General features: G+C 70.5%; 19 protein-coding genes. All 19 read right to left on the reverse strand.

The annotated features are described in order from the left end of the window. Positions 1-7: 7 nt before the first annotated feature. On the reverse strand, positions 8-175 hold the full coding sequence (locus ACWC2B_RS06820) for a DUF6126 family protein (protein ID WP_450715369.1): 168 nt from the start codon (positions 173-175) through the stop codon (positions 8-10). 15 nt (positions 176-190) lie between these two features. Continuing rightward, entirely contained in the window at positions 191-784 is a 594-nt protein-coding gene (locus ACWC2B_RS06825) for a helix-turn-helix domain-containing protein (RefSeq protein ID WP_450715370.1), read from the reverse strand. 88 nt (positions 785-872) lie between these two features. Then, positions 873-2,339, reverse strand: coding sequence for an aspartate aminotransferase family protein (locus tag ACWC2B_RS06830; protein WP_450715371.1), 1,467 nt, complete (start codon positions 2,337-2,339; stop codon positions 873-875). Further along, the gene (gene dxs / locus ACWC2B_RS06835) at positions 2,336-4,252 is read right to left on the reverse strand and encodes a 1-deoxy-D-xylulose-5-phosphate synthase (protein WP_450715372.1); all 1,917 of its coding nucleotides are present in this window, start codon (positions 4,250-4,252) and stop codon (positions 2,336-2,338) included. Before dxs ends, ACWC2B_RS06830 begins: the two co-directional genes overlap by 4 nt. 50 nt (positions 4,253-4,302) lie before the next feature. After that, positions 4,303-5,469 carry a flavodoxin-dependent (E)-4-hydroxy-3-methylbut-2-enyl-diphosphate synthase gene (gene ispG / locus ACWC2B_RS06840; RefSeq protein WP_450715373.1) on the reverse strand — a complete coding sequence of 389 codons (1,167 nt, stop codon included), beginning with the start codon at positions 5,467-5,469 and terminating at the stop codon, positions 4,303-4,305. A 4-nt stretch (positions 5,470-5,473) separates the two neighbouring features. Beyond that, the gene (hpnH, locus tag ACWC2B_RS06845; RefSeq protein ID WP_450715374.1) at positions 5,474-6,496 is read right to left on the reverse strand and encodes an adenosyl-hopene transferase HpnH; all 1,023 of its coding nucleotides are present in this window, start codon (positions 6,494-6,496) and stop codon (positions 5,474-5,476) included. A gap of 5 nt (positions 6,497-6,501) precedes the next feature. Beyond that, positions 6,502-7,146: a phosphorylase family protein gene (locus tag ACWC2B_RS06850; RefSeq protein ID WP_450715375.1), complete on the reverse strand. Its 645-nt coding sequence runs from the start codon at positions 7,144-7,146 to the stop codon at positions 6,502-6,504. Continuing rightward, entirely contained in the window at positions 7,146-9,140 is a 1,995-nt protein-coding gene (shc, locus tag ACWC2B_RS06855) for a squalene--hopene cyclase (RefSeq protein ID WP_450715376.1), read from the reverse strand. Before shc ends, ACWC2B_RS06850 begins: the two co-directional genes overlap by 1 nt. A gap of 107 nt (positions 9,141-9,247) precedes the next feature. Continuing rightward, positions 9,248-10,357 (reverse strand): polyprenyl synthetase family protein, encoded by a 1,110-nt coding sequence (locus ACWC2B_RS06860; protein WP_450715377.1) that lies wholly within the window; start codon positions 10,355-10,357, stop codon positions 9,248-9,250. Then, complete coding sequence (gene hpnE, locus ACWC2B_RS06865) at positions 10,354-11,736, reverse strand: hydroxysqualene dehydroxylase HpnE (RefSeq protein ID WP_450715378.1); 1,383 nt, start codon at positions 11,734-11,736, stop codon at positions 10,354-10,356. The genes ACWC2B_RS06860 and hpnE overlap by 4 nt, the downstream gene beginning before the upstream one ends. A gap of 136 nt (positions 11,737-11,872) precedes the next feature. Further along, a complete protein-coding gene (gene hpnD, locus ACWC2B_RS06870) occupies positions 11,873-12,793 on the reverse strand; it encodes a presqualene diphosphate synthase HpnD (RefSeq protein WP_450715379.1) in 921 nt (306 codons plus the stop codon). Between the two features lie 26 nt (positions 12,794-12,819). Then, on the reverse strand, positions 12,820-13,713 hold the full coding sequence (hpnC, locus tag ACWC2B_RS06875; protein ID WP_450715380.1) for a squalene synthase HpnC: 894 nt from the start codon (positions 13,711-13,713) through the stop codon (positions 12,820-12,822). 419 nt (positions 13,714-14,132) lie between these two features. Continuing rightward, positions 14,133-14,939: an ABC transporter ATP-binding protein gene (locus tag ACWC2B_RS06880; RefSeq protein WP_450715381.1), complete on the reverse strand. Its 807-nt coding sequence runs from the start codon at positions 14,937-14,939 to the stop codon at positions 14,133-14,135. Beyond that, positions 14,932-15,813: an ABC transporter permease gene (locus ACWC2B_RS06885; RefSeq protein WP_450715382.1), complete on the reverse strand. Its 882-nt coding sequence runs from the start codon at positions 15,811-15,813 to the stop codon at positions 14,932-14,934. Before ACWC2B_RS06885 ends, ACWC2B_RS06880 begins: the two co-directional genes overlap by 8 nt. Before the next feature lie 55 nt (positions 15,814-15,868). Then, positions 15,869-16,741 (reverse strand): glycosyltransferase family 2 protein, encoded by an 873-nt coding sequence (locus ACWC2B_RS06890; protein WP_450715566.1) that lies wholly within the window; start codon positions 16,739-16,741, stop codon positions 15,869-15,871. Between the two features lie 8 nt (positions 16,742-16,749). Beyond that, a complete protein-coding gene (locus ACWC2B_RS06895) occupies positions 16,750-17,529 on the reverse strand; it encodes a CDP-alcohol phosphatidyltransferase family protein (RefSeq protein WP_450715383.1) in 780 nt (259 codons plus the stop codon). Then, positions 17,507-18,568 carry an iron-containing alcohol dehydrogenase family protein gene (locus ACWC2B_RS06900; RefSeq protein ID WP_450715384.1) on the reverse strand — a complete coding sequence of 354 codons (1,062 nt, stop codon included), beginning with the start codon at positions 18,566-18,568 and terminating at the stop codon, positions 17,507-17,509. Before ACWC2B_RS06900 ends, ACWC2B_RS06895 begins: the two co-directional genes overlap by 23 nt. Then, a complete protein-coding gene (locus ACWC2B_RS06905; RefSeq protein WP_450715385.1) occupies positions 18,556-19,293 on the reverse strand; it encodes a phosphocholine cytidylyltransferase family protein in 738 nt (245 codons plus the stop codon). The genes ACWC2B_RS06900 and ACWC2B_RS06905 overlap by 13 nt, the downstream gene beginning before the upstream one ends. Continuing rightward, entirely contained in the window at positions 19,290-21,095 is a 1,806-nt protein-coding gene (locus ACWC2B_RS06910; RefSeq protein WP_450715567.1) for a DUF5941 domain-containing protein, read from the reverse strand. Before ACWC2B_RS06910 ends, ACWC2B_RS06905 begins: the two co-directional genes overlap by 4 nt. Positions 21,096-21,382: the final 287 nt, after the last annotated feature.

Below are 21,382 nucleotides of genomic sequence, written 5' to 3' on the forward strand. Positions count from 1 at the left end.
GCGGGCGCTAGTTCCCACCCACCTCGAAGAGCAGGTAGAGGAAGCCCGCGAAGAGGTGGCCGGCGACGAGGTAGGCGAAGAGCCGCACGACCAGGCCCCTGGGGAACTTGGTCTCCGCGGTCTCCTCGATGTTCTTGCGGGGCGCCGTCGCGGGCGCGCTCTCGTGCTCGGACATGTCGGGTCCGTCCTCTCAGCTGTGCGGGTGGTGCGGATGCGGATCGGGGCTCTGCAGCAGGGTGTGCACGAAGAGGAACTCGGCTCCGCCGTGCGAGGCGGCGGAGATCCGGTGCGGGGTGAGCGAGTCGAAGTGCGCGCTGTCGCCCGGGTCGAGTTCATGGGTGGCGTCCCCGAGACTGAGCCGGAGCCGCCCGGTCAGGACGTAGAGCCACTCCTCACCGGGGTGGACCCGGACGAGTTCGCGCTGGGTGCCGTACGGGACCTCGACGCGCAGCGCCTGCATGGCGCGGCCCGGGCCGCCGGTCTGGTGGTACGTCCAGCCGTCGGCCTCGCGCGGTGCGGCCCGTCCGGCCCGGATCACGGGCTCGCGCTCGGGCGGCATCTCACCGAGCAGCTCGGAAACCGTCGTACCGTAGATGCGGGCGAGCCCCAGCAGCATCGGCAGCGAGGGCTGGCGGGCGCCCGTTTCCAGCCGGGAGAGGTGCGCGGGCGAGAGGCCGGCTCGCTGGGCGGCGGCCTCCAGGGTGAGACCGCGGCGGCGGCGCAGTTCGCGCAGCCGCGTGGCGACGCCCGGGAGCGCCGCGACATCGTCGGCAGGAGTGCTCATGCACTCCATTCAGACAGGCCCTTGCCTCAGGGGCAAACTTTTTGCCTCTGAGGCAAAAACGCTGAGTCTTATCGGCCGGCGACAGCTCTTACCGGTTGGCGACCGCCTGCTTCACCAGGGTCCGGCCGAAGTCCCACATGAGTCCGCCCCCGCCGTGTGCGTCGTCCATGACGGCGGTGAACGCCCCGACGAACCGGTCGACCTCGCGCTCGGTGATGGTCAGCGGCGGAATCAGCTTGATCACTTCCAGGTGGTCGCCGGAGACCTGGGTGAGGATCCGGTGCTTCTGGAGCAGCGGCACGACGACCATCTGCGCGAAGAGGCCCTTGCGGGCGGCCTGGAGCATGGTCCAACGGCCGCGCAGCTTCAGCGAGTTGGGCCGGCCGAACTCGATGCCGATCATGAGGCCGCGGCCGCGTACGTCCGAGAGGAGCTCGTATCGGTCGGTCAGGGCGGCGAGCCGGGTGCGCAGCAGGTCGCCGACGGTGCGCGCGTTCTCGACGATCCCCTCGTCCTCCATGACCGCGAGCACGGCGAGCCCGGCCGCCATCGCCTGGGCGTTGGAGCCGAAGCTGGCCGAGTGGACCAGGACCCGGTCCATCGACGAGTAGACCTTCTTGAAGATCCACTCCTTGCCGAGGGTGGCGCCGACCGGCACATAGCCGCCCGAGAGCGCCTTCGCGACGCACACCAGGTCCGGTTCGACGCCCTGGTCGTGCTGGTAGGCGTAGAAGTCGCCGGTACGGCCGAGGCCCGTCTGCACCTCGTCGGCGATGAGCAGGGCCTTGTGCCGGCGCAGGAGGTCCTGCGCGGCGAGCAGATAGCCGGGCGGCGCCTCGTGGACGCCCTTGCCCTGGATCGGCTCGACGATGAGGGCGGCTACGTCGCCGCGCCTCAACTCCCTTTCCAGGGCGGCCAGATCACCGAGCGGCAGCGCCGTGTCGGGCAGCAGCGGGGCGAAGCCGTCGCGGAAGCCGGACTCCCCGTTGACCGAGAGCGAGCCCGTCGTCAGGCCGTGGAAGGCGTGCGAGCAGTACAGGATCCTGGGCTTTCCGGTGGCGTACCGGGCGAACTTGAGGGCGGTCTCGACGGCCTCGGTGCCGCTGTTGCCGAAGAACACCCGGTCCAGGTGCGGGCTGTGCGCGAGGAGCTTCTCGGCGAGCAGGCCGGGGAGCGGCTGGCAGTCGAACCGGGTCAGGTCCGCGAGCGAGGCGTCCAGGACGTCGTGCAGGGCCTTGCGGACGACGGGGTGGTGGCGGCCGAGGCCCATCACGCCGAAGCCCGCGAGCATGTCGAGGTAGTCGTTGCCCTCGGAGTCCCAGAAGTAGGCGCCTTCGGCCCGCTCGTAGACCTTGTCGAAGCCGATGGTGTGCAGCATCCGCGGGAGTTGGTGGTTGAGGTATCTGGTGTGCAGTTCGTAGCGTTCGGCCCCGCGCTCGGCGAGGAGCCGCGTCAGGTCGAAGCCCTTGCCCTGAGGGGCTTCGGGGGTCGGTACTGCGAACCCGTCGGCCTCGGGATCGGGTGCTGCGAAGCCCTGCGGCTCACCGTCGGTCATGCGTCGTTCTCCTTCTCGGCCGCCGCGGCGGCTTCCTCCGTGGCCGCGAGGGCGGCGCCGATCCGTCCCGCCACCTCCACCGGGGTGAGCCCGATGTCGGCGAGCACCTCGCCGCGCTTGGCGTGCGCGAGGAACTGTTCGGGGATGCCGAAGCCGCGCAGCGGCACATCCACTCCGGCGTCCCGCAGGGCCTGTCCGACGGCCCAACCGACGCCGCCGGTGCGGATGTTGTCCTCGACCACGGCGACCAGGCGGTGCCGCGCGGCCAGCGGGGCGAGCTGTTCGTCGACGGGTTTGACCCAGCGCGGGTCGACGACGGTACATCTGATGCCGCGCCCGGCGAGCAGCTCGGCGGCCTGGAGACATACCGGCGCGAGCACCCCGACCGCGACGAGCAGCACGTCGGCGGCTTCGTCCCGGCTGTCCCGACGCAGCACGTCCATGCCGCCGATCCTGGCCACGGCCGGGATGTCGGGCCCGACGGACTCCTTGGGGAAACGCAGCACCGTCGGCGCGTCGTCGACGTCCACAGCCTCGCGCAGTTGGGCCCGCAACTGGCCGGCGTCGCGCGGCGCGGCGATCCTCAGCCCGGGCACGACCTGGAGCATCGACAGGTCCCACATGCCGTTGTGGGAGGGCCCGTCGACGCCGGTCACCCCGGCCCGGTCGAGGACGAACGTCACCCCGCACCTGTGCAGCGCGACATCCATCAGGACCTGGTCGAAGGCCCGGTTGAGGAAGGTCGCGTACACGGCGACGACCGGGTGCAGGCCGCCGGTGGCGAGCCCGGCCGCGGAGACCGCCGCGTGCTGCTCGGCGATCCCGACGTCCCACACCCGGTCCGGGAAGCGCTCGGCGAACCTGCTGAGGCCCGTCGGGTGCAGCATGGCGGCGGTGATGGCGACGATGTCCGGCCGCTCGGCGCCCAGTTGGACGAGCTCGTCGCCGAACACGGCGGTCCAGGAAGGCCCGTTGGACGGAGCCAGCGGTTCACATGTCAAGGGGTCCATCGCGTTGACCGTGTGGAACCGGTCCGCCTCGTCGTCCAGGGCGGGCTGATAGCCGCGGCCCTTCTCGGTCAGGCAGTGCACGAGTACCGGCCCGTGGAAGCGCTGTGCCCGCCGCAGCGCCGATTCGACGGCCTCGGTGCTGTGCCCGTCGATGGGTCCGACGTACTTCAGACCGAGGTCCTCGAACATGCCCTGCGGGGCGAACGCGTCCTTGAAGCCCTTCTTCGCGCCGTGCAGCGACTCGTACAGGGGCCGCCCTACGACGGGGGTGTGCTGGAGCACGTCCTTGCCCCAGGCCAGGATCCGCTCGTAGCCGTCCGTGGTGCGCAGGGTGGCCAGGTGGTTGGCGAGCCCGCCGATGGTCGGCCCGTACGAGCGCTCGTTGTCGTTGACGACGATGATCAGCGGGCGGTCCCGGGCGGCGGCGATGTTGTTGAGCGCCTCCCAGGCCATGCCGCCGGTGAGCGCGCCGTCCCCGATGACGGCGACGACGTGGCCGTCCCGGCCGAGCACCTCGTTGGCCTTGGCGAGCCCGTCCGCCCAGCCGAGCACGGTGGAGGCGTGGCTGTTCTCGATGACATCGTGCTCGGACTCGGCGCGCGAGGGATAGCCGGAAAGGCCGCCCTTGGTGCGCAGCTTCGAGAAGTCCTGCCGCCCGGTGAGCAGTTTGTGTACGTAGCTCTGGTGCCCGGTGTCCCACAGGATGCGGTCGACCGGCGATTCAAAGGCCCGGTGCAGGGCGATGGAGAGCTCCACCACCCCCAGATTGGGCCCCAGATGGCCCCCGGTGCGCGCCACCGCCTGGATCAGGAACTCCCTTATTTCCTGGGCGAGTTCACCGAGTTCGGCCTGGTTCAGCGTTCGCAGGTCTTGCGGCCCCCGGATGTTCTCCAAGATCGTCATGCTCGGGCCCCCTCTTCCGAATCCTGTTCAGCCCACCATCACGCTCATGTTCAACGCACGGCGACGTCGGGCCGCCCCGACGTGATGCCGTCCTTCTCCATCTGCTCCGCGATCTTCATCGCCTCGTCGATCAGCGTCTCCACGATCTTCGACTCCGGGACCGTCTTGATGACCTCGCCCTTCACGAAGATCTGCCCCTTGCCGTTGCCCGACGCCACACCCAGATCGGCCTCACGCGCCTCGCCCGGACCGTTCACCACACAGCCCATCACCGCCACGCGCAGCGGAACCTCCATGCCCTCCAGACCCGCCGTGACCTCCTCGGCCAGCTTGTACACATCCACCTGGGCGCGCCCGCACGAAGGACACGACACGATCTCCAGCCGGCGCTGCCGCAGATTCAGCGACTCCAGGATCTGGATACCGACCTTGATCTCCTCGGCGGGAGGCGCGGACAGCGAGACCCGGATGGTGTCACCGATGCCCTCGGCGAGCAGCGCGCCGAAGGCCACCGCCGACTTGATCGTGCCCTGGAAGGCCGGGCCCGCCTCGGTCACCCCCAGGTGCAGCGGGTAGTCGCACTGCGCGGCCAGCTGACGGTAGGCGTTCACCATCACGACCGGATCGTTGTGCTTCACCGAGATCTTGATGTCGCGGAAGCCGTGCTCCTCGAAGAGGGACGCCTCCCACAGCGCAGACTCGACCAGCGCCTCCGGCGTCGCCCTGCCGTACTTCTTCAGCAGCCGCGCGTCCAGCGAGCCCGCGTTCACACCGATCCGGATCGGCGTGCCCGCGTCCTTCGCCGCAAGCGCGATCTCCTTGACCTTGTCGTCGAACTGCTTGATGTTGCCCGGATTCACCCGCACCGCCGCACACCCCGCGTCGATCGCCGCGAACACGTACTTCGGCTGGAAGTGAATGTCCGCGATCACCGGGATCTGCGACTTCCGCGCGATCGTCGCCAGCGCATCGGCATCGTCCTGCGTCGGACACGCCACCCGCACGATCTGACAGCCGGACGCCGTCAACTCGGCGATCTGCTGCAACGTCGCACCGATGTCCGACGTCCTCGTCGTGGTCATGGACTGCACCGAGACGGGTGCGTCCCCGCCGACCGCCACCGAACCGACCTGGATGCGCCGCGAGGGGCGGCGCACCGCCAGCGGCCGGGCCGGCAGCGCGGGGAGCCCCAGGGAGACCGGCTCTCCGAGGCTCACGACATCACCCGCGGTTTCCCTGGACGGTCTCGCGGACCGCCCGGAGCGACTCCTTCAGCGACCCCATGGTGGCGAGCACGGCGGTCGGCTCGTAGCCGCAGTGCGCCATGCAGTTCGCGCACCGGTCGTCCTTGCCGCGGCCGTACTTGTCCCAGTCGGTCTCCTCGACGAGCTGCCGGTACGTCGGCACGTACCCGTCGCTCATCAGGTAGCAGGGCCGCTGCCAGCCGAAGAGCGAGTAGTTGGGGATCGCCCACGCCGTGCACGGGAAGTCGGCCTTGCCCTCCAGGAAGTCCAGGAAGAGCGGCGAGTGGTTGAGCCGCCAGCGCGCCCGGTTGCCGCCGGCGAACGCCTTCTTGAAGAGCTCCCTGGTCTGCTCGACGCCCAGGAAGTGCTCCTGGTCGGGTGCCTTCTCGTAGGCGTACGCGGGCGAGATCATCATCTCGTCGACCTTGAGGTCGTCGTTGAGGAAGTTGAGCACCTCGATGATGGTCTGCGGGGTGTCGGTGTTGAAGAAGGTCGAGTTGGTGGTGACCCGGAAGCCCTGCCGCTTGGCCTCCTTGATCGCCTCCACGGCCTCGTCGAACACGCCCTCCTTCGCCACCGACTCGTCGTGCCGCTCGCGCAGCCCGTCGATGTGCACGGCGAAGGCGAAGTACGGCGACGGCTTGAACTTCTCCAGCTTCTTGCGCATCAGGAGCGCGTTGGTGCACAGGAAGACGTACTTCCTCTTTGCCACCAACTGCCGCACGATCTCATCGATCTGAGGGTGCATCAGCGGCTCGCCGCCCGCGATGGAGACCATCGGCGCACCGGATTCCAGGACCGCTCCGACGGCCTGCGCCACCGGCATCCGCTGCTTCAGGATCCCGGCCGGATGCTGGATCTTTCCGCAGCCCTCGCATTTCAGGTTGCAGGCGAAGAGCGGTTCCAGCTCAACGATCAGCGGGAACTTCTCACGCCTGCGCAACTTCTGTTCAAAGAGATAGGTCCCGACCCTGATGGACTGACGAAGCGGCATGGCCATCTGGCTCACCTCCTGGGGAGCAGCAAAGAACGGTGCCATTCAAAGAAAGCGGGAAGGACGGCACGAAGAACGCGGAAGGCTGATATTCCACCGCGCACCGTGCCAATCCGGACGAGTTCATGTTCTGGAGCGTCCACGACCACCCGGACGGCCGCAACCGGGCGCGATCCGGCCTGCTGGGCGGCCCACAGGGTGGCGGCGGACTCCATGTCCACCGCGATCGCCCCGGTCGCCCTCAGATCGGCCCGCTCGGGGCCCCGTACGACGTGGTCGGACCCGGTGAGCGGTCCGGTGTGGACGGTGCGGCCCGGCAGTGCCTCGGCGAGCGCCTTGGCCAGCACCTCGGTGTCGGTGCACACCGTGGTGCCCCGCGGGTCGCGGGTTTCCTCGGCGACGACCAGGTCCCCGGGGTGCATCCCGGGGACGAGGCCGGCGCAGAAGCCTGAGGCGATGACCGCCGCGTCGCGCATCCGGTCCGCGCCGAGCGTCTGGACGACGGCGCGCTCGGCGGCCTTGGGGCCCATGCCGCTGCGCAGCACGGTGACGGGCCCCGCCGAGTCGCCGCGGGCGCCGCGCAGCGCGAGCCGTTCGATGGTGAGTGCACAGGCGATCACCATCGGCACGGGCTGCGGGGCCTGGGGTGTGTCCATCAACTCCCCTTGGTGCCGCTGGGGGAGAACGGTTCTCCATGGACGTAGCGGCCGAGCGCGGTCAGCGGGAAGACCTGCCGGTAGAGGTGGTAGTTGATCGAGAAGTCCCGGGGGAACCCCGTGCCGGTGAAGTACGGCTCGTCCCAGGAGCCGTCCTCGCGCTGGGTCTCGGCGAGCCAGGCGATGCCGCGCTCGGCGGCCTTGCCGTCCCGCTCCCCCGCCGCGAGCAGCGCGAGCAGCGCCCAGGCGGTCTGCGAGGCGGTGGAGGGGCCGCGGCCCATCCATTCGGTCTCGCCGTACGAGCGCAGGTCCTCGCCCCAGCCGCCGTCGTCGTTCTGCACGGATTCCAGCCAGCCGACCGCGCGGCGGATCGCGGGGTGTGAGGCGGGGATCCCGGCTGCGGTCAGCGCCGGCACCACCGACCCTGTGCCGTATACGTAGTTGACGCCCCAGCGCCCGAACCAGGCGCCGTTCGCCTCCTGTTCGGCGAGCAGCCACTCGATGCCGCGCCGGGTGCGCGGATCGTGCGACTTTCCCTCGTAGGCGAGCATCTCCACGACGTGCGCGGTGACGTCGGCCGACGGCGGGTCGATGACCTCGCCGAAGTCGCAGAAGGGCAGCCGGTCGGGGAAGGCGCTGGTGTTGTCGGCGTCGAACGCACCCCAGGCTCCGTTCTTCGACTGCATGCCGAGGCTCCAGCGCACCCCCCGGGCGATCGCCGCATCGACCCGCTCCTGCCGCGGGTGCTTGACGCGGCGCAGCGCCAGGATCACCTCGGCGGTGTCGTCGATGTCGGGGTAGTTGTCGTTGTGGAACTCGAACGCCCAGCCACCCGGCGGGAGTTGAGGACGACGCACGGCCCAGTCGCCGGGCCGGGCGATCTCCTCGTCGAGCATCCAGTCGGCGGCCTTGACGAGGGCGGGGTGGTCGGCCGGTACGCCCGCGTCGGCGAGGGCGATGGCGGCCAGGCAGGTGTCCCACACCGGGGACTGGCAGGCCTCGATCATCCGGGCCCCGTCCTCGCGCCACACGGCGAACCGGTCCAAGGACTCCAACCCGGCCCGCATGACGGGGTGTTGGAGGTCGTAGCCGAGCAGGTGCAGGGCGATCACCGAGTACACGGCGGGGGGCTGGATGCCGCCCCAGCAGCCGTCGTTCTCCTGGCGTTCGATGATCCAGCGGGCGGCGCTGCGCATCGCGGTCCGGCGCAGTTTGCGGGGGGCCACCTTGTGGTAGGCGTGCAGCACCTTGTCCAGCCGCTGGAACGCGCCGTTCCAACTCGCCACCGGAGCAAGGGGTTTGACCGGATTGGGCCGTCGGGCGTCGGTGTGCAGCTCATCCAGCGCGAACGGTGCGGGCCGTACCGGCCGCTTGGCCGAGACCACCGTGAGCGGCACGATGGTCTGCCGGGCCCAGCAGCCGAAGTCGTAGATGTTGAGCGGGACCCACTTGGGCAGGAAGATCAGCTCGGGCGGCAGCTCGGGAAGGTCGTCCCACTTCCACCAGCCGAACAGGGCGAGCCAGATGCGGGTGAAGACCCGGGCGGCGGCGATCCCGCCCTGTGCTCTGATCCAGGCGGAGGCGCGGGCCATGTGCGCGTCCTCGGGCCGGTCTCCGGCCAGCCTGAGCGCGACGTACGCCTCGATGGTGGTGGACAGCTCTCCGGGTCCGCCGTAGAAGGTGGCCCAGGTTCCGTCGTCGCGCTGCTCGCCCCGGATGAAGAGGGCGGCCGCCCGGAGGGTCTTCTCGTCCTGGATCCCGAGGAACTGACGCAGCAGCAGGTCCTCGGCGTCCATGGTGACGTTGGTCTCCAGGTCGCCCTTCCACCAGCCCTGGGCGTCCTGCCTCGCCAGCAGGTGCTCGACGCCGCGTTCGGCGGCCTGCCGGGCGGCGTCGAGTACCGCGTCCGCGCCGGGGGTGACCCCGGTTGTTGCACTGGCCGCGGCGGCCCGGGGGCGCGGGGCCCCGGTGCTTCCGTCGGTCGTCGCTGTCATGGCTTCCCCTTCGTGCAGTAGCTACTTCTGCTGTGCTGGGGTCTCCGTCGGAGCGGGCCCGGTCTCCCGGGCCCTTCCGGCGACTGCGAGTCATATGGGAATGGTGATCATCTCTTTCGGACGACGACGAAGTCCGCCAGCGCCGTGAGCTGCGCGCGGACCTTTTCCGGCATGTCGACGGCGCCGAGCGCCTCGATCGCGATGGTGTGCTGCCTGCGGGCCTCCTGGGAGGTCCACTCGCGGCCGCCGGCCTCCTCGATCAGGGCGGCGCGGGTGGCGAACTCCGCCTCGGAGAAGCTGTCGAAGTCATTGCTCTTGGCGTCCGCGGCGAGCAGTTCGCCGAGCCGGGTGGAGGCCGGGCCGCCCGCGGCGAGCGCGGCGACGACCGGCAGCGACTTCTTGCGCTGGCGCAGGTCGCTCCAGGTCTGCTTGCCCGTGGCGTCCGGGTCGCCCCAGATGCCGAGCAGGTCGTCGACGGCCTGGAAGGCGAGCCCGAGGTGGTAGCCGTACGCCTCAAGGGTGTCGGCAGTGCGGTCGTCGGCGCCGCCGAGGACCGCGCCGATGGAGACGGCGCAGGCGAGCAGCGCGCCCGTCTTGTTGCCCTCCATCTCCAGGCACTCCTCGACGGTGACCCGCTCGCGGTGCTCGTAGGAGATGTCCTGGGCCTGACCGTCGATCAACTTCCTTGTGGCGGTGGTGAGTCGGCGGGTGGCGCGGCCCGCCTCGACCGTACCGAGCTCCAGGAGGACCTCGTTGGCGAGGGCGAACAGGGCGTCGCCGACGAGGATCGCCTGCGCCGGGCCGTGCACCTTCCACACCGTGTCGCGGTGGCGGCGCTGCTCGTCGCCGTCCATGAGGTCGTCGTGCAGGAGCGAGAAGTTGTGCACGAGCTCCACGGCGACCGCCCCCGGCACCCCTACCTCGGCACTGGCGCCCGCCGCCTCGGCGGAGAGCAGGGCGAGCGCGGGCCTGATGGCCTTGCCGCCGTCGCCGGCCGCCGGGCGGCCCTGGGCGTCGATCCACCCGAAGTGGTAGGCGGCGACGGTATCCATGGGAGCCGCGAGCCGGTCGACGGCAGCGCGCAGCTCCGGAGTCGACAGCGCGCGCCCCCGCTCCAGCAGGGCGGTGACGTCCACGGTGTCCACAGCCGGATTCGCCGAAGCCGAAGGCACAGTCGGCACAGTCTCTCCTCTTGTTCCAGTACTGCTAACAGTCATGCCGCCTCCTGAAGCGGATGAACATGGGGGCGGCCGAGGGTGGAGAGAGCGGCGCCGGCGGCGCTGAATCCGCTGCGCACGGCGCTCTCCATGGTCGCGGGCCAGCCGGTCGCGGTCCACGCGCCGGCCAGGTACAGGCCGTCAGCGCGGGTCCGCGCCGACGGCCGCAGCCGTCCGACGCCGGGGGTGGGGGCGAACGTCGCTGTCCGCTCCCGGGTGACGAAGAAGTCGAGGATCCCGGCGCCGCGCGCCGCGGGCAACAGCTTTTCCAGCTCCGGGAGATAGCGCGCGCGCAGTTCGGCCACGGGCAGGTCGATCTCGTCCTCGGCGGCCGACTGGGAGACGGCCAGATACTGCCCGTGGCCCCGGAGTCCCGAGGAGTCCGTCCGGTCGAAGACCCACTGCACCGGGCTGCCGAGCGCCGCGAAGAAGGGCTGCCGCAGGACCTTGCGGTCGTAGACGACATGGACGTTGAGGATCGGCGCGGTGCCGATGTCGAGCAGCTTGCCCGGATCCTCAAGCGCGCCGTCGGGCAGCAGATCGTAGGTCTCCCTCTGCGGTACGGCGAGCACGACGACCTCGGCGTCCAGCGTCTCGCCGGGCACCTCGACCTGCCAACTGCCGTCGCCCGTACGGGAGATGGCCTCGGCCTTGGTGCGCGTCTCGGTGCGCACCCCCGCCGAGTCGAGGGCCTTGCGGGCCAGCGTGTCGTGCAGTTCGCCGAGCGGCACGCGGGCCCAGCCGATGTCGGCGGCGCCCGGCTCGGAGAGCAGCCCGGTCTTGAAGACCATGGCGGCCAGGCCGAGCGAGGCGTGCGGCGCGGTGGCGTTCAGGGTCGCGACGCCCACCAGGTCCCACAGGGCCTCGATGGTGCGGTCCGACTGGCCGTGCCGGCCGAGCCAGGTCGCGAAGTCCACGCCGTCCAGGGCCGGGTCGGCCGGGTCGAGCTTCTTGAGCGCGAGCGCGGCGCGCCCGACGGAGGCCCGCTCGGCGAGCGACAGGTGCGGGTAAGTCGCCAGGCTCCGGGCCAGGTGCAGCGGTACGGGCAGCGCGTCGCGGCGCAGTCGGCCGAGCCGGGGGCCCCTGGGGTGCGCCACGTCGAGGACGGGGACGTCCAACTTGGCCTGGACCGGGGCGAGTTCGGCCCCGCCGACGCGATCGAGGAACCACCGGTAGGCGGTGCAGCAGCGCAGGTAGACGTGCTGGCCGTTGTCCACGGTGAGGTCGCCGCGCCGGAAGGAGAACGCGAGACCGCCCAGGCGCGGGCGGCCTTCGACGAGGGTCACGTCCAGGCCCGCGTCGGCGAGTTCGAGCGCCGCGGTGATTCCGGCGAGTCCACCGCCGATCACCACCGCGCGTTTGGGCTGCGCGTCGTTCATGCGCCCTCCCCTTCGGCCGCGCCGGCGCACTGCGCACGGCTGGCAGATGCAGTCAGGGACGCATCAAAGCGCCGGGAAGTTGCACGTCGGGCCTGCGTAATGGTCCTCAGCCCTTCGTCCGGGTGCGCGTGGTGCATCAGGCGCGCCTCCTGGCGGTCTGCCGGGACACATGCCGCGTGTCGAGACCGGACAGTCCGCGTACCGCGACGTACGCCTTCTCCCGTCCGGGCAGCGAGACGCGCCCGCGCAGCACCGCTTCCGGATCGCGCTCGATGCGGTCGAGCAGGCGCCGGTAGATGCCGGCCATGGCGGCGACGCAGGCGCCGCTGCGCCGGTCCAGCATGGGAAGCAGCCGGTAGCCCTCGGCGAACAGGGCCCGCGCGCGCCGCACTTCGAAGTGGACGAGCCCGGCGAAGTCGGAGCCGGGCGGCGGCACGGGGCCGTTGAAACCCGTCGAGCAGCCGAACTTGGCGAGGTCGTCGGAGGGCAGATAGGTGCGCCCGTTTCCGGCGTCCTCGCGAACGTCCCTGAGGATGTTGGTGAGTTGGAGCGCGAGCCCCAGCGTGTCGGCGTACTCCCCGGCGCGCTCGATGCCCGGCGCGCCCGGCTGTGTGCCGAACACGCCCAACGAGAGCCGGCCGATGGCGCCCGCGACACACCGGCAGTAGACCTTCAGGTCGTCCCAGGTCTCGTAGCTCTCGCCGTGGACGTCCATGAGGACGCCGTCGATGAGTTCGTCGAGCCCGCCGAGCGGGATCGGGAACCGGCGCGCCGCGTCCGCGAGCGCGACCGCCACCGGGTCGGTGTCGTCCTCGTCGACCCCGCCGTCGCGGATGCGCCCGAGCAGCGCCCGGGTCTCCTCCAGGCGCGACTGCTTGGCGTCGTCGGCCAGCGTGCCGTCGCCGATGTCGTCGACCCGGCGCGAGAACGCGTACAGCGCCGACATCGCCTGCCGCTTGTCGGCCGGCAGCAGCCTGATGCCGTACGCGAAATTGCGCGCCTGCTGCCCGGTCACGGCCTCGCAATAGCTGTATGCGGCCTGTACCGGTGCGGACATGGGTGTCTGTGCCTCCACTGTCCGGCTCACCCCTCTCTACGCGCTCTTCGCAAGACGGCTCCCACCTCGCGCATCAGCCTTGCCTTGGTGGGCTTGGGCGGTCCCGGGAGTACGTCGTGGCCGGCGGCAGCGACCGCGTCGAGCGCGGCGCGTCCTCCGGCCACGAATCCGGCCAGCAGCAGCTTGAGTCTGCCGTGGACGCTACCCACCAGAGGGGTGCCTTCATTCAGCAACGACCCGGCGCGTTCCGCCTCGAACGCGACCAGGGCACGCACCGAGGCGCTCCCTCGGGGGGCGGCCAGATCGGCCTGCGTGACGTGGAACCGCGACATGTCCTCGGCGGGCAGATAGATCCGGTCCCGCCCGAGGTCCTCCTTCACGTCCTGGAGGTGTTCGACGATCTGCAGCGCCGTGCAGATCGCGTCCGAGCGGCGGATGCGCTCCGGGCTCGCGGTGCCGGTGATGGCAAGCACGAGCCGCCCCACGGGGTTGGCCGAAAGCTCGCAGTAGGCGAGCAGTTCCTCGTACGTCTCGTAGCGCGCGACGCGCTGGTCCTGGCGGTTGGCCGCGATCAGCCCGAGGAACGGCTCGGGGGTCAGCGCGCAGCGCCGCACGGTGGGCTGCAGGGCCTTGAGGAGCGGGTGGTGCGGCGTTCCGTCGAAGACCCGGCGCAGATCCGTCTCGAAGGCGTCGAGCATCAGGAGCCGGTCGTCCGCGTCGGCGGGGGCCACGCCCAGGTGGCGGGCGTCGGCGCCGCCGGGGGCGAGGTCGCCGTCACCGATGTCGTCGACGAGCCGGGCGAAGCCGTAGACGGCCATCAGGTCGTCGCGCCAGGCGCGCGGCAGGAAGAAGGGGGCCACCGGGAAGTTCTCGTCCGCGGCCTTGTCGAGCGTGGCGCGCGAGGAGGATCCGGTGCGCACGTCCCGGACTGGGGTCACCGGGTACCGCCCGGCGCGGGAACGGCGGCCGTCCCTTTGAGCTGGAGATTTTCCGTAGCCATGGCCGTCACATCTCCCGTTCTACACCGCCGACCCAAAACATCCTATTTCGGACACGCCGCCTGACCTCCCCGGACGGGGTGGCCCGTCAGACGAGGAGCCCGGGGCGTATCACCCCACTTGCCGCGAATCAGCACCGGTACAGCTTACGTTGTACAACGGCCGACAACACGTCGGGGTGTTGCGAGCATTACAAGAACACTCCAATCCGGCCCAACCTTCCCCGCACACTGGCAACTTGACGGGATCTTGACTGTCAGGCCACACCATAGGACGCGGAAGCCCCTGCCGGGGTTGATCGACAGGGGCTTCGGTTGTGCGGTGTGCCGGATGACCGCGCGTCAGCGCCCGGACTCCTTCTGGTACGCCTTGACGACCTCGTCGGTCGGCCCGTCCATGAGGAGCTCGCCGCGCTCCAGCCAGAGCACGCGGTCGCAGGTGTCCCGGATGGAGCCGATGCTGTGGCTCACCAGGAAGACGGTTCCCGCGTGCTTGCGCAGCTCCCGGATGCGCTCCTCGGAGCGGATCTGGAACTGACGGTCACCGGTGGCGAGAGCCTCGTCGATCATGAGGACGTCGTGGTCCTTGGCCGCGGCGATGGAGAACCGCAGCCGGGCCGCCATGCCGGAGGAGTACGTCCGCATCGGCAGGGAGATGAAGTCGCCCTTGTCGTTGATGCCGGAGAAGTCGACGATCTCCTCGTACCGCTCCCTGACCTCCTCGCGCGACATGCCCATGGCGAGGCCGCCCAGGATCACGTTGCGCTCGCCGGTCAGGTCGTTCATCAGCGCCGCGTTCACGCCGAGCAGCGAGGGCTGGCCGTCGGTGTAGACCCGGCCGCTCTCGGGCGGCAGCAGCCCCGCGATCGCCCTCAGGAGCGTCGACTTGCCGGAGCCGTTGGAACCGATCAGACCGATCGCCTCGCCGCGGTACGCGGTGAACGACACGCCCTTGACCGCGTGCACCCGGCGCATGCCCCGGGAGGCGCCGCCGGTCTTGTCCCGCTTGACTATGCGGCTCAGGGCGGCGGTGGCGCTGCCCTTTCCGCCGCCGCCTCCGTTGACGGTGTACACGATGTGCACGTCGTCGCAGATGACGGTGGGGATCCGCGTCTCGACCGCGGTGCGGTCCTTGATGTCCTCAGCCACGGCCGTACCGCTCCTCAGCCTTCCAGAAGTACACGAAGCCCAGCCCGCCGACGACGACCGCCCAGCCGGCCGCGAGGGCCCACACGTGCGGGGGCAGCGAGTGGCCGCCGTAGCCGTCCATCAGGGCGTAGCGCGCCAGGTCCATGTAGACCGCGGCGGGGTTGCACTGAAGGATGTCCTTCAGCCAGTGCGGTTTGCCCTTGAGCACCGTACTGAGGCTGAACATCACGCCGGACGAGTACATCCACGTACGCATGATGAACGGCATCAGCTGCGCGAGGTCCGGCGTCTTGGATCCGAGCCGCGCGAAGATCAGCGCCAGACCGGTGTTGAAGACGAACTGCAGCGCGAGCACGGGGACGATCAGGAGCCAGGTCAGGCCCGGCATGAAGCCGGAGGAGACCACCACGATCATCAGGACGATCATGGAGAACAGCAGCTGCTGGAGCTGCTGGAGTGCGAAGGAGACGGGCAGCGAGGCGCGCGGGAAGTGCAGGGCCCGCACCAGGCCGAGGTTGCCCGAGATCGCCCGCACGCCCGCCATCAGCGAGTTCTGCGTGAAGGTGAACAGGAACACGCCGGTGACCAGGAACGGGATGTACGCGTCCGAGTCGATGCCCCGCTTCGCGTTCATCAGAACGCCGAAGATGAAGTAGTAGACCAACGCGTTCAGCAGGGGCGTCGCCACCTGCCAGATCTGGCCGAGCTTCGCCTCGCTGTACTGGGCGGTCAGCTTGGCCGACGAGAACGACAGGATGAAGTGGCGCCGGCCCCACAGCTGCTTGACGTAGGCGGAGAGCCCGGGCCGGGCTCCGCTCACCGACAGCCCGTGTTTGGCGGCGAGGTCCGCCGGGGACAGGGTTGTGTCACTCACAAGTGAAAACTTTCGTGTTCAAGAAGTACGCCCGATGGTCTCAGAGCCGAGACTCTCAGATGACGGGGGGACGGCCCAGCCGGGTGAGCTTGAAGACCGTACGCCACTTCATGGGGCGGCGCGGTCCGCAGGGCGTCGCCCAGCCCTCCTTGAAACCGCCGAACCAGGCCTTCAACGCCGGGCCCGATGGCTTGCGGGCCAGGGTCAGGAGGAGCCAGACCCCGAGGTAGACCGGGACGAGCGGTGCGGGCAGGTTGCGCCGGGCCAGCCAGACGCGGTTGCGGGCCACCATCCGGTGGTAGACCGCGTGCCGGGACGGGGCGGTCGTCGGGTGGTGCAGGACCATGTCCGCGCGGTAGTCGATCATCCAGCCGGCGTCGAGCGCCCGCCAGGCCAGGTCGGTCTCCTCGTGGGCGTAGAAGAACTCGTCGGGCAGCCCGCCGACCTCCGCGAACACGCGGGTCCGCACGGCGTTGGCACCGCCGAGGAAGGTCGTCACGCGCGAGGAGCGCATCGGGTCGGCGGCGCGCAGCCTCGGGACGTGGCGGCGCTGGGTGACGCCGGTCTCCGGGTCGGCGATCCGGAAGCTGATGATGCCGAGCTCCGGGTCGGAGGCGAAGGCTTCGCGGCACAGCTCGGCGGTGTCGGTGTTGGCCAGCAGCCCGTCGTCGTCGAGGAAGAGCAGCACATCGACCTCGGCGCCCGAGGGGCCGAACGCCTCGATGCCGACGTTGCGCCCGCCCGGGATGCCCAGGTTCTCCGGCAGCTCCACGGTGCGTACGCCCTCGGGGACGTCCGGGACCGGGGCGCCGTTGCCGACGACGACGACCTCGACCGGGTCGCCGTCCTGCTTGGCGACCGAGTCGAGCAGGGCGCGCAGCTCGGCGGGGCGGTTGCCCATGGTGATGACGACCGCGCCGACCTTCATCGGGGCGCTCACTTCAGCCTGCTGGAGGCGAGGACGGACACGAGGTGCAGCAGCGTCTGGAGCAGCGCGATGCCGGCGAGCACCGCGACGCCGAGGCGCGAGAAGTACAGGTCGCCACGGACCTGGTCCACGATCGCGAGGACCAGGATGAGCAGGGACGCCTCGATGCCGAGGACCAGACGGTGGAACTTCAGCGCGGCGGCGGCCCGGCGGGCCAGCGCCATGCCGGACGAGCGCGGTGTGGCCGCCGCGTCCTTGACCTGCGGCAGACCCGCCTGGTGCCGGGCGACGCCGACGAGGTCGGTCTCCGCCTTGATCAGGATGGCGCCGAGCGCCGCGAGCGTACCGAGGAACGCCCACAGCCAGTCGATCCGGCCGCCGCCCCACAGGTCGGCGGCGCGCAGGCCGAAGCCGACCAGGACCGCCGCGTCGCACAGGTAGGCGCCGACGCGGTCCAGGTAGACCCCGGAGAGCGAGAACTGCTTCTTCCAGCGGGCGACTTCGCCGTCGACGCAGTCGAGCAGCAGATAGCCCTGCACGGCCACGACGCCGAGGACCGCGCCCCAGATGCCCGGGACGAGCAGGGCCGGGGCGGCGAGCACACCGCTGAGGGTCATCAGATAGGTCAGCTGGTTCGGCGTGACCTTGGTGGTGACCAGGAGGCGGGTGATGCGCAGGGAGATCTCGCGCATGTACAGGCGGCCGCCCCAGTGTTCTCCGCTGACCCGGTCCTTCACACCCGCCGGGTGCACGACCGGGCGGAGCTCAGCTACGGATGGTCTTGGCATAATCGGCGTACGCGTCCCTGATCTGGTCGGTGGACAGGTCGAGGTGCTCAAGGATGGTGTAGCGGCCGGGGCGGGTCTGCGGGGCGAACTCGACGGCGCGGACGAACTCGGCGTCCGTGAAGCCGATTTCGCTCGCGAGCACCGGCAGGGCGTGCCTGCGCAGCACCTCGGTCATGAGGCCCGACTCCGCCCGCGCGCCGCGCAGGTACATCGCGAAGGCCGCGCCGAGACCGCACTGCTCGCCGTGACTGGCGGCGCGCTGCGGGAAGAGCAGGTCGAACGCGTGGCTGATCTCGTGGCAGGCGCCGGAGGACGGCCGACTGTCACCACTGATCGACATCGCGATGCCGGACATGACAAGACCCTCGGAGAGGGTGACCAGGAAGTCGTCGTCGCCGATGCCGCCCGGGTGGCGCAGGACCGCCTCGCCGGCGCTGCGCGCCATGGCGGCGGCCAGGCCGTCGATCGGCTCCTGGGTCTCCCGGTGCGAGAGCTCCCAGTCCGCGATCGCCGACAGGTTGGAGATCGCGTCGCCGATGCCCGAGCGCACGAAGCGCGGGGGCGCGTCCCGGATGACGTCCAGGTCGATGAGGATCGCCAGCGGCGTGGGCACGCCGTAGGAGCCGCGCCCGTTGTCGTTGTCCAGCGTGGAGATCGGCGAGCAGATGCCGTCGTGCGACAGGTTCGTGGCGATGGCGACCATCGGCAGCCCGACCCGGGCCGCCGCGTACTTCGTCACGTCGATGATCTTGCCGCCGCCGAGCGCCACGACCGCGTCGTAGCGCTTGCCGCGCATCGCGTCGGCGAGCTTGACGGCGGCGTCGATGGTGCCGCCCTCGACCGGATACCAGTCGGCGCCCGGCAGCACCGGGGCGAACTGCTCACGCAGTTTCCGCCCCGAGCCGCCGCTGATCGCGATCGCCAGCTTGCCGTTGGCCGAGATGCGCTGATCCGCCAGGACGACCCCGAGGTCGTCGAGGGCACCACGCCTGATGTCGACGAAGACCGGCGACGGGATCAGCCGGGTCAGTACTGGCACGCGATCTCACGGCCCTTCGCCAGGTCGTCGTGGTTGTCGATCTCGACCCACGACACCTCGCCGATGGGGGCCACGTCGACGGTGAAGCCGCGGTTCACGAGCTCCTGGTAGCCGTCCTCGTAGTAGAGGTCGGGGTCGCGCTCGAAGGTGGTCTTCAGGGCGTCGGCGAGCTCTTCGGCGGCCTCGGCCTCGATCAGCGTGACGCCGATGTACTCGCCGGTGGCGGTCGCCGGGTCCATCAGCTTGGTGATGCGCTGGACGCCCTTGCCCTCGGCGGTGATGACCTTCATCTCCTCGTCGGCGAGGCTCTTCACCGTGTCGAGGGCGAGGATGATCTTCTGGCCGTTGCCGCGCGCGGCGAGCAGGGTCTTTTCGACGGAGACGGGGTGGACCGTGTCGCCGTTGGCGAGGATCACACCGCGCTTGAGGACCTCACGCGCGCACCACAGGGAGTAGGCGTTGTTCCACTCCTCGGCCTTGTCGTTGTCGATCAGCGTGATCGCGACGCCGTACTTGGCCTCCAGGGCCTCCTTGCGCGCGTACACGGCTTCCTTGCGGTAGCCGACGACGACGGCGACTTCGGTCAGGCCGACCTCGGCGAAGTTCTTCAGCGCGATGTCCAGGACGGTGGTGTCACCGTCGACAGGCACGAGGGCCTTCGGGAGCGTGTCGGTGTAGGGGCGCAGACGGCGTCCGGCACCGGCTGCCAGTACGAGGCCAATCATGCTGTTTCTCCTTCGTCATGTACGGCAGGTGCTCCGGAGGACACCCAGAAGCGGATGGACTCCACGAGCACCACGAGCGCGATGGCCGCCGCGAGGGCGGTGAGCGCCAGGGTGAAGTCTGTGTCTCGCGTGGCGAGGACGGCGGCGAGCACCGTGACCACGAGCGTGCGGCCCTCGTGGCCGCCGATCAGTCGCACCAGCCATTGCGGCGGCGCGCCAGAGCCGCCCTTGATGCGGTAGACCGTGTCGTAGTGATGGTAGGCGACCGCCGCCACGAGGCCGAAGGCCGCGGGAAGGGCCCCGTCCACGTCCGAGCGGGCCGCCAGGATGAGGACCGTGCAGTATTCGGCCACCCGGAAGAGGGGCGGCACGAGCCAGTCGAGGGCGCCCTTGAGGGGGCGGGCGACGGCGAGGCCGGACAGGACGGCGTACAGGGCGGCCGCGCCGATCACCAGTCCGCTGCCGACGGGCTGCGTGAGCGCGGCGGCGATCAGCAGCAGCGCACCGACGGCGGCCACGACGGGGGCTCCCGGGATCCGGGGTGCCTTGGCGGCGGCCAACTGCGCGACGGGCCCGCTGTCCGCGAGGTCGGCGAGGGCCTGGGCCGCGCGGTCGGTGCAGGTGGCGCGGCGGGTCAGCGAGCGAAGGACGCGGCCCGCGGTGGTGTAGCAGGCGGCGAAGGCGCAGCCGATGAGCAGCGCGTAGAAGACGATGCGGGGTGTGGTGACGGCGGTCAGCACGGCGATCATCGCCCAGCGCTCGCCGATCGGCAGCACGATCATGCGGCGCACCCACACCGTCCAGCCGACCGAGTCGAGCTTGTCCGAGAGGGCGGCGGTGGGGCTCGTGTTGGCCGTGGCATCAGTGCCCACGACGTGCGCCTCGTTGAACGAGAAGTCCACGACATGGCGGCAGGTCTGGAGCACCATCGCGCCGAGCGCGAGGGCCCATACGTCATCGCCGCCCCGGGCCGCGCCGAGCGCGAGGCCCGCGTAGTAGGCGTACTCCTTGGCGCGGTCGAAGGTGGCGTCGAGCCAGGCGCCCATCGTCGAGTACTGGAGCGAGTAGCGGGCGAGCTGCCCGTCGGTGCAGTCCAGGACGAAGGAGAGGATCAGCAGCACTCCGGCCGCGACGAAGCCGCCGCGCGTCCCGGTCGCCGCGCAGCCGGCCGCGATCAGCGCGGTGATCAGCGAGGCGGTGGTGACCTGGTTGGGGGTGAGCCCCCGTCGGGCGCACCAGCGCGCGACGTAGCGGGAGTACGGGCTGATGAAGTGGGTGGTGAAGAACCCGTCGCGGGACTTCACGGCGTTCCGCAGCCGTACGGCCTCGTCGTCGACGGCGCCGATGGCCTGGGTCGCGGCGAGAGCGGCGGCGTCGTCCGCGGGGACGGTCGCCACGAGCGAGCCGAGCTCGGGGTGGTGCACCGCGACGCCGTCGGCCTCGATGGCCGCGGCGATGTCGTCGGTGAGCACGGAGCTCGTACGGATCCGGGCGGCGGGCGCTTGCGCGCCGCCGCTCACGGCGCGGGTGAGCGCCGGGCGGGCCTCGGCCTGGACGGTGAGGGCGCCGGGCACCGCGGCCGCCGGGAAGCGGGGGTCGGTCAGCGCGAGGCGCAGCGCGTGGACGTGACCGAGGAAGCGCGGGTCGACCAGGGCGACGCGTTCACCGGCCGGCACCTCGCCGAGCAGGCGGGGCAGGTCGTCGGGGAGGAAGGCGCTCTGCACGTCGAATCCCAGCGCGCGCAGATCGGGTCCGAGCTGCGATCCGGGCACCGGCGGACCGGTAAGGATGGCGGTCGACAGAACGAACTCACTCCTTGCGACTGACATGGCTGAAGTCCAACGGCTCGGCCCGGCACGGGGCGGGCGGCACGTCGGCAGAGGCTATCGGATGCGCGGAACCGGGAATTCACTGGCCGCTGGCGCTCACTGGGCCCGGCAGCGCCCGTTGCGGGGGCACCGCGATCATCATCGTCGATCAAGGGCGCAGCCCACAAACCGCGTTCGAACAACGCCGCCCGCGCGATCACGCGAACCGCCTCCCGGGGCGGGTCCGGTGATCGCTCCGACGCTCTGACCTGCAAGCATTT

The sequence above is a fragment of the Streptomyces sp. NPDC001415 genome, from assembly GCF_053597395.1.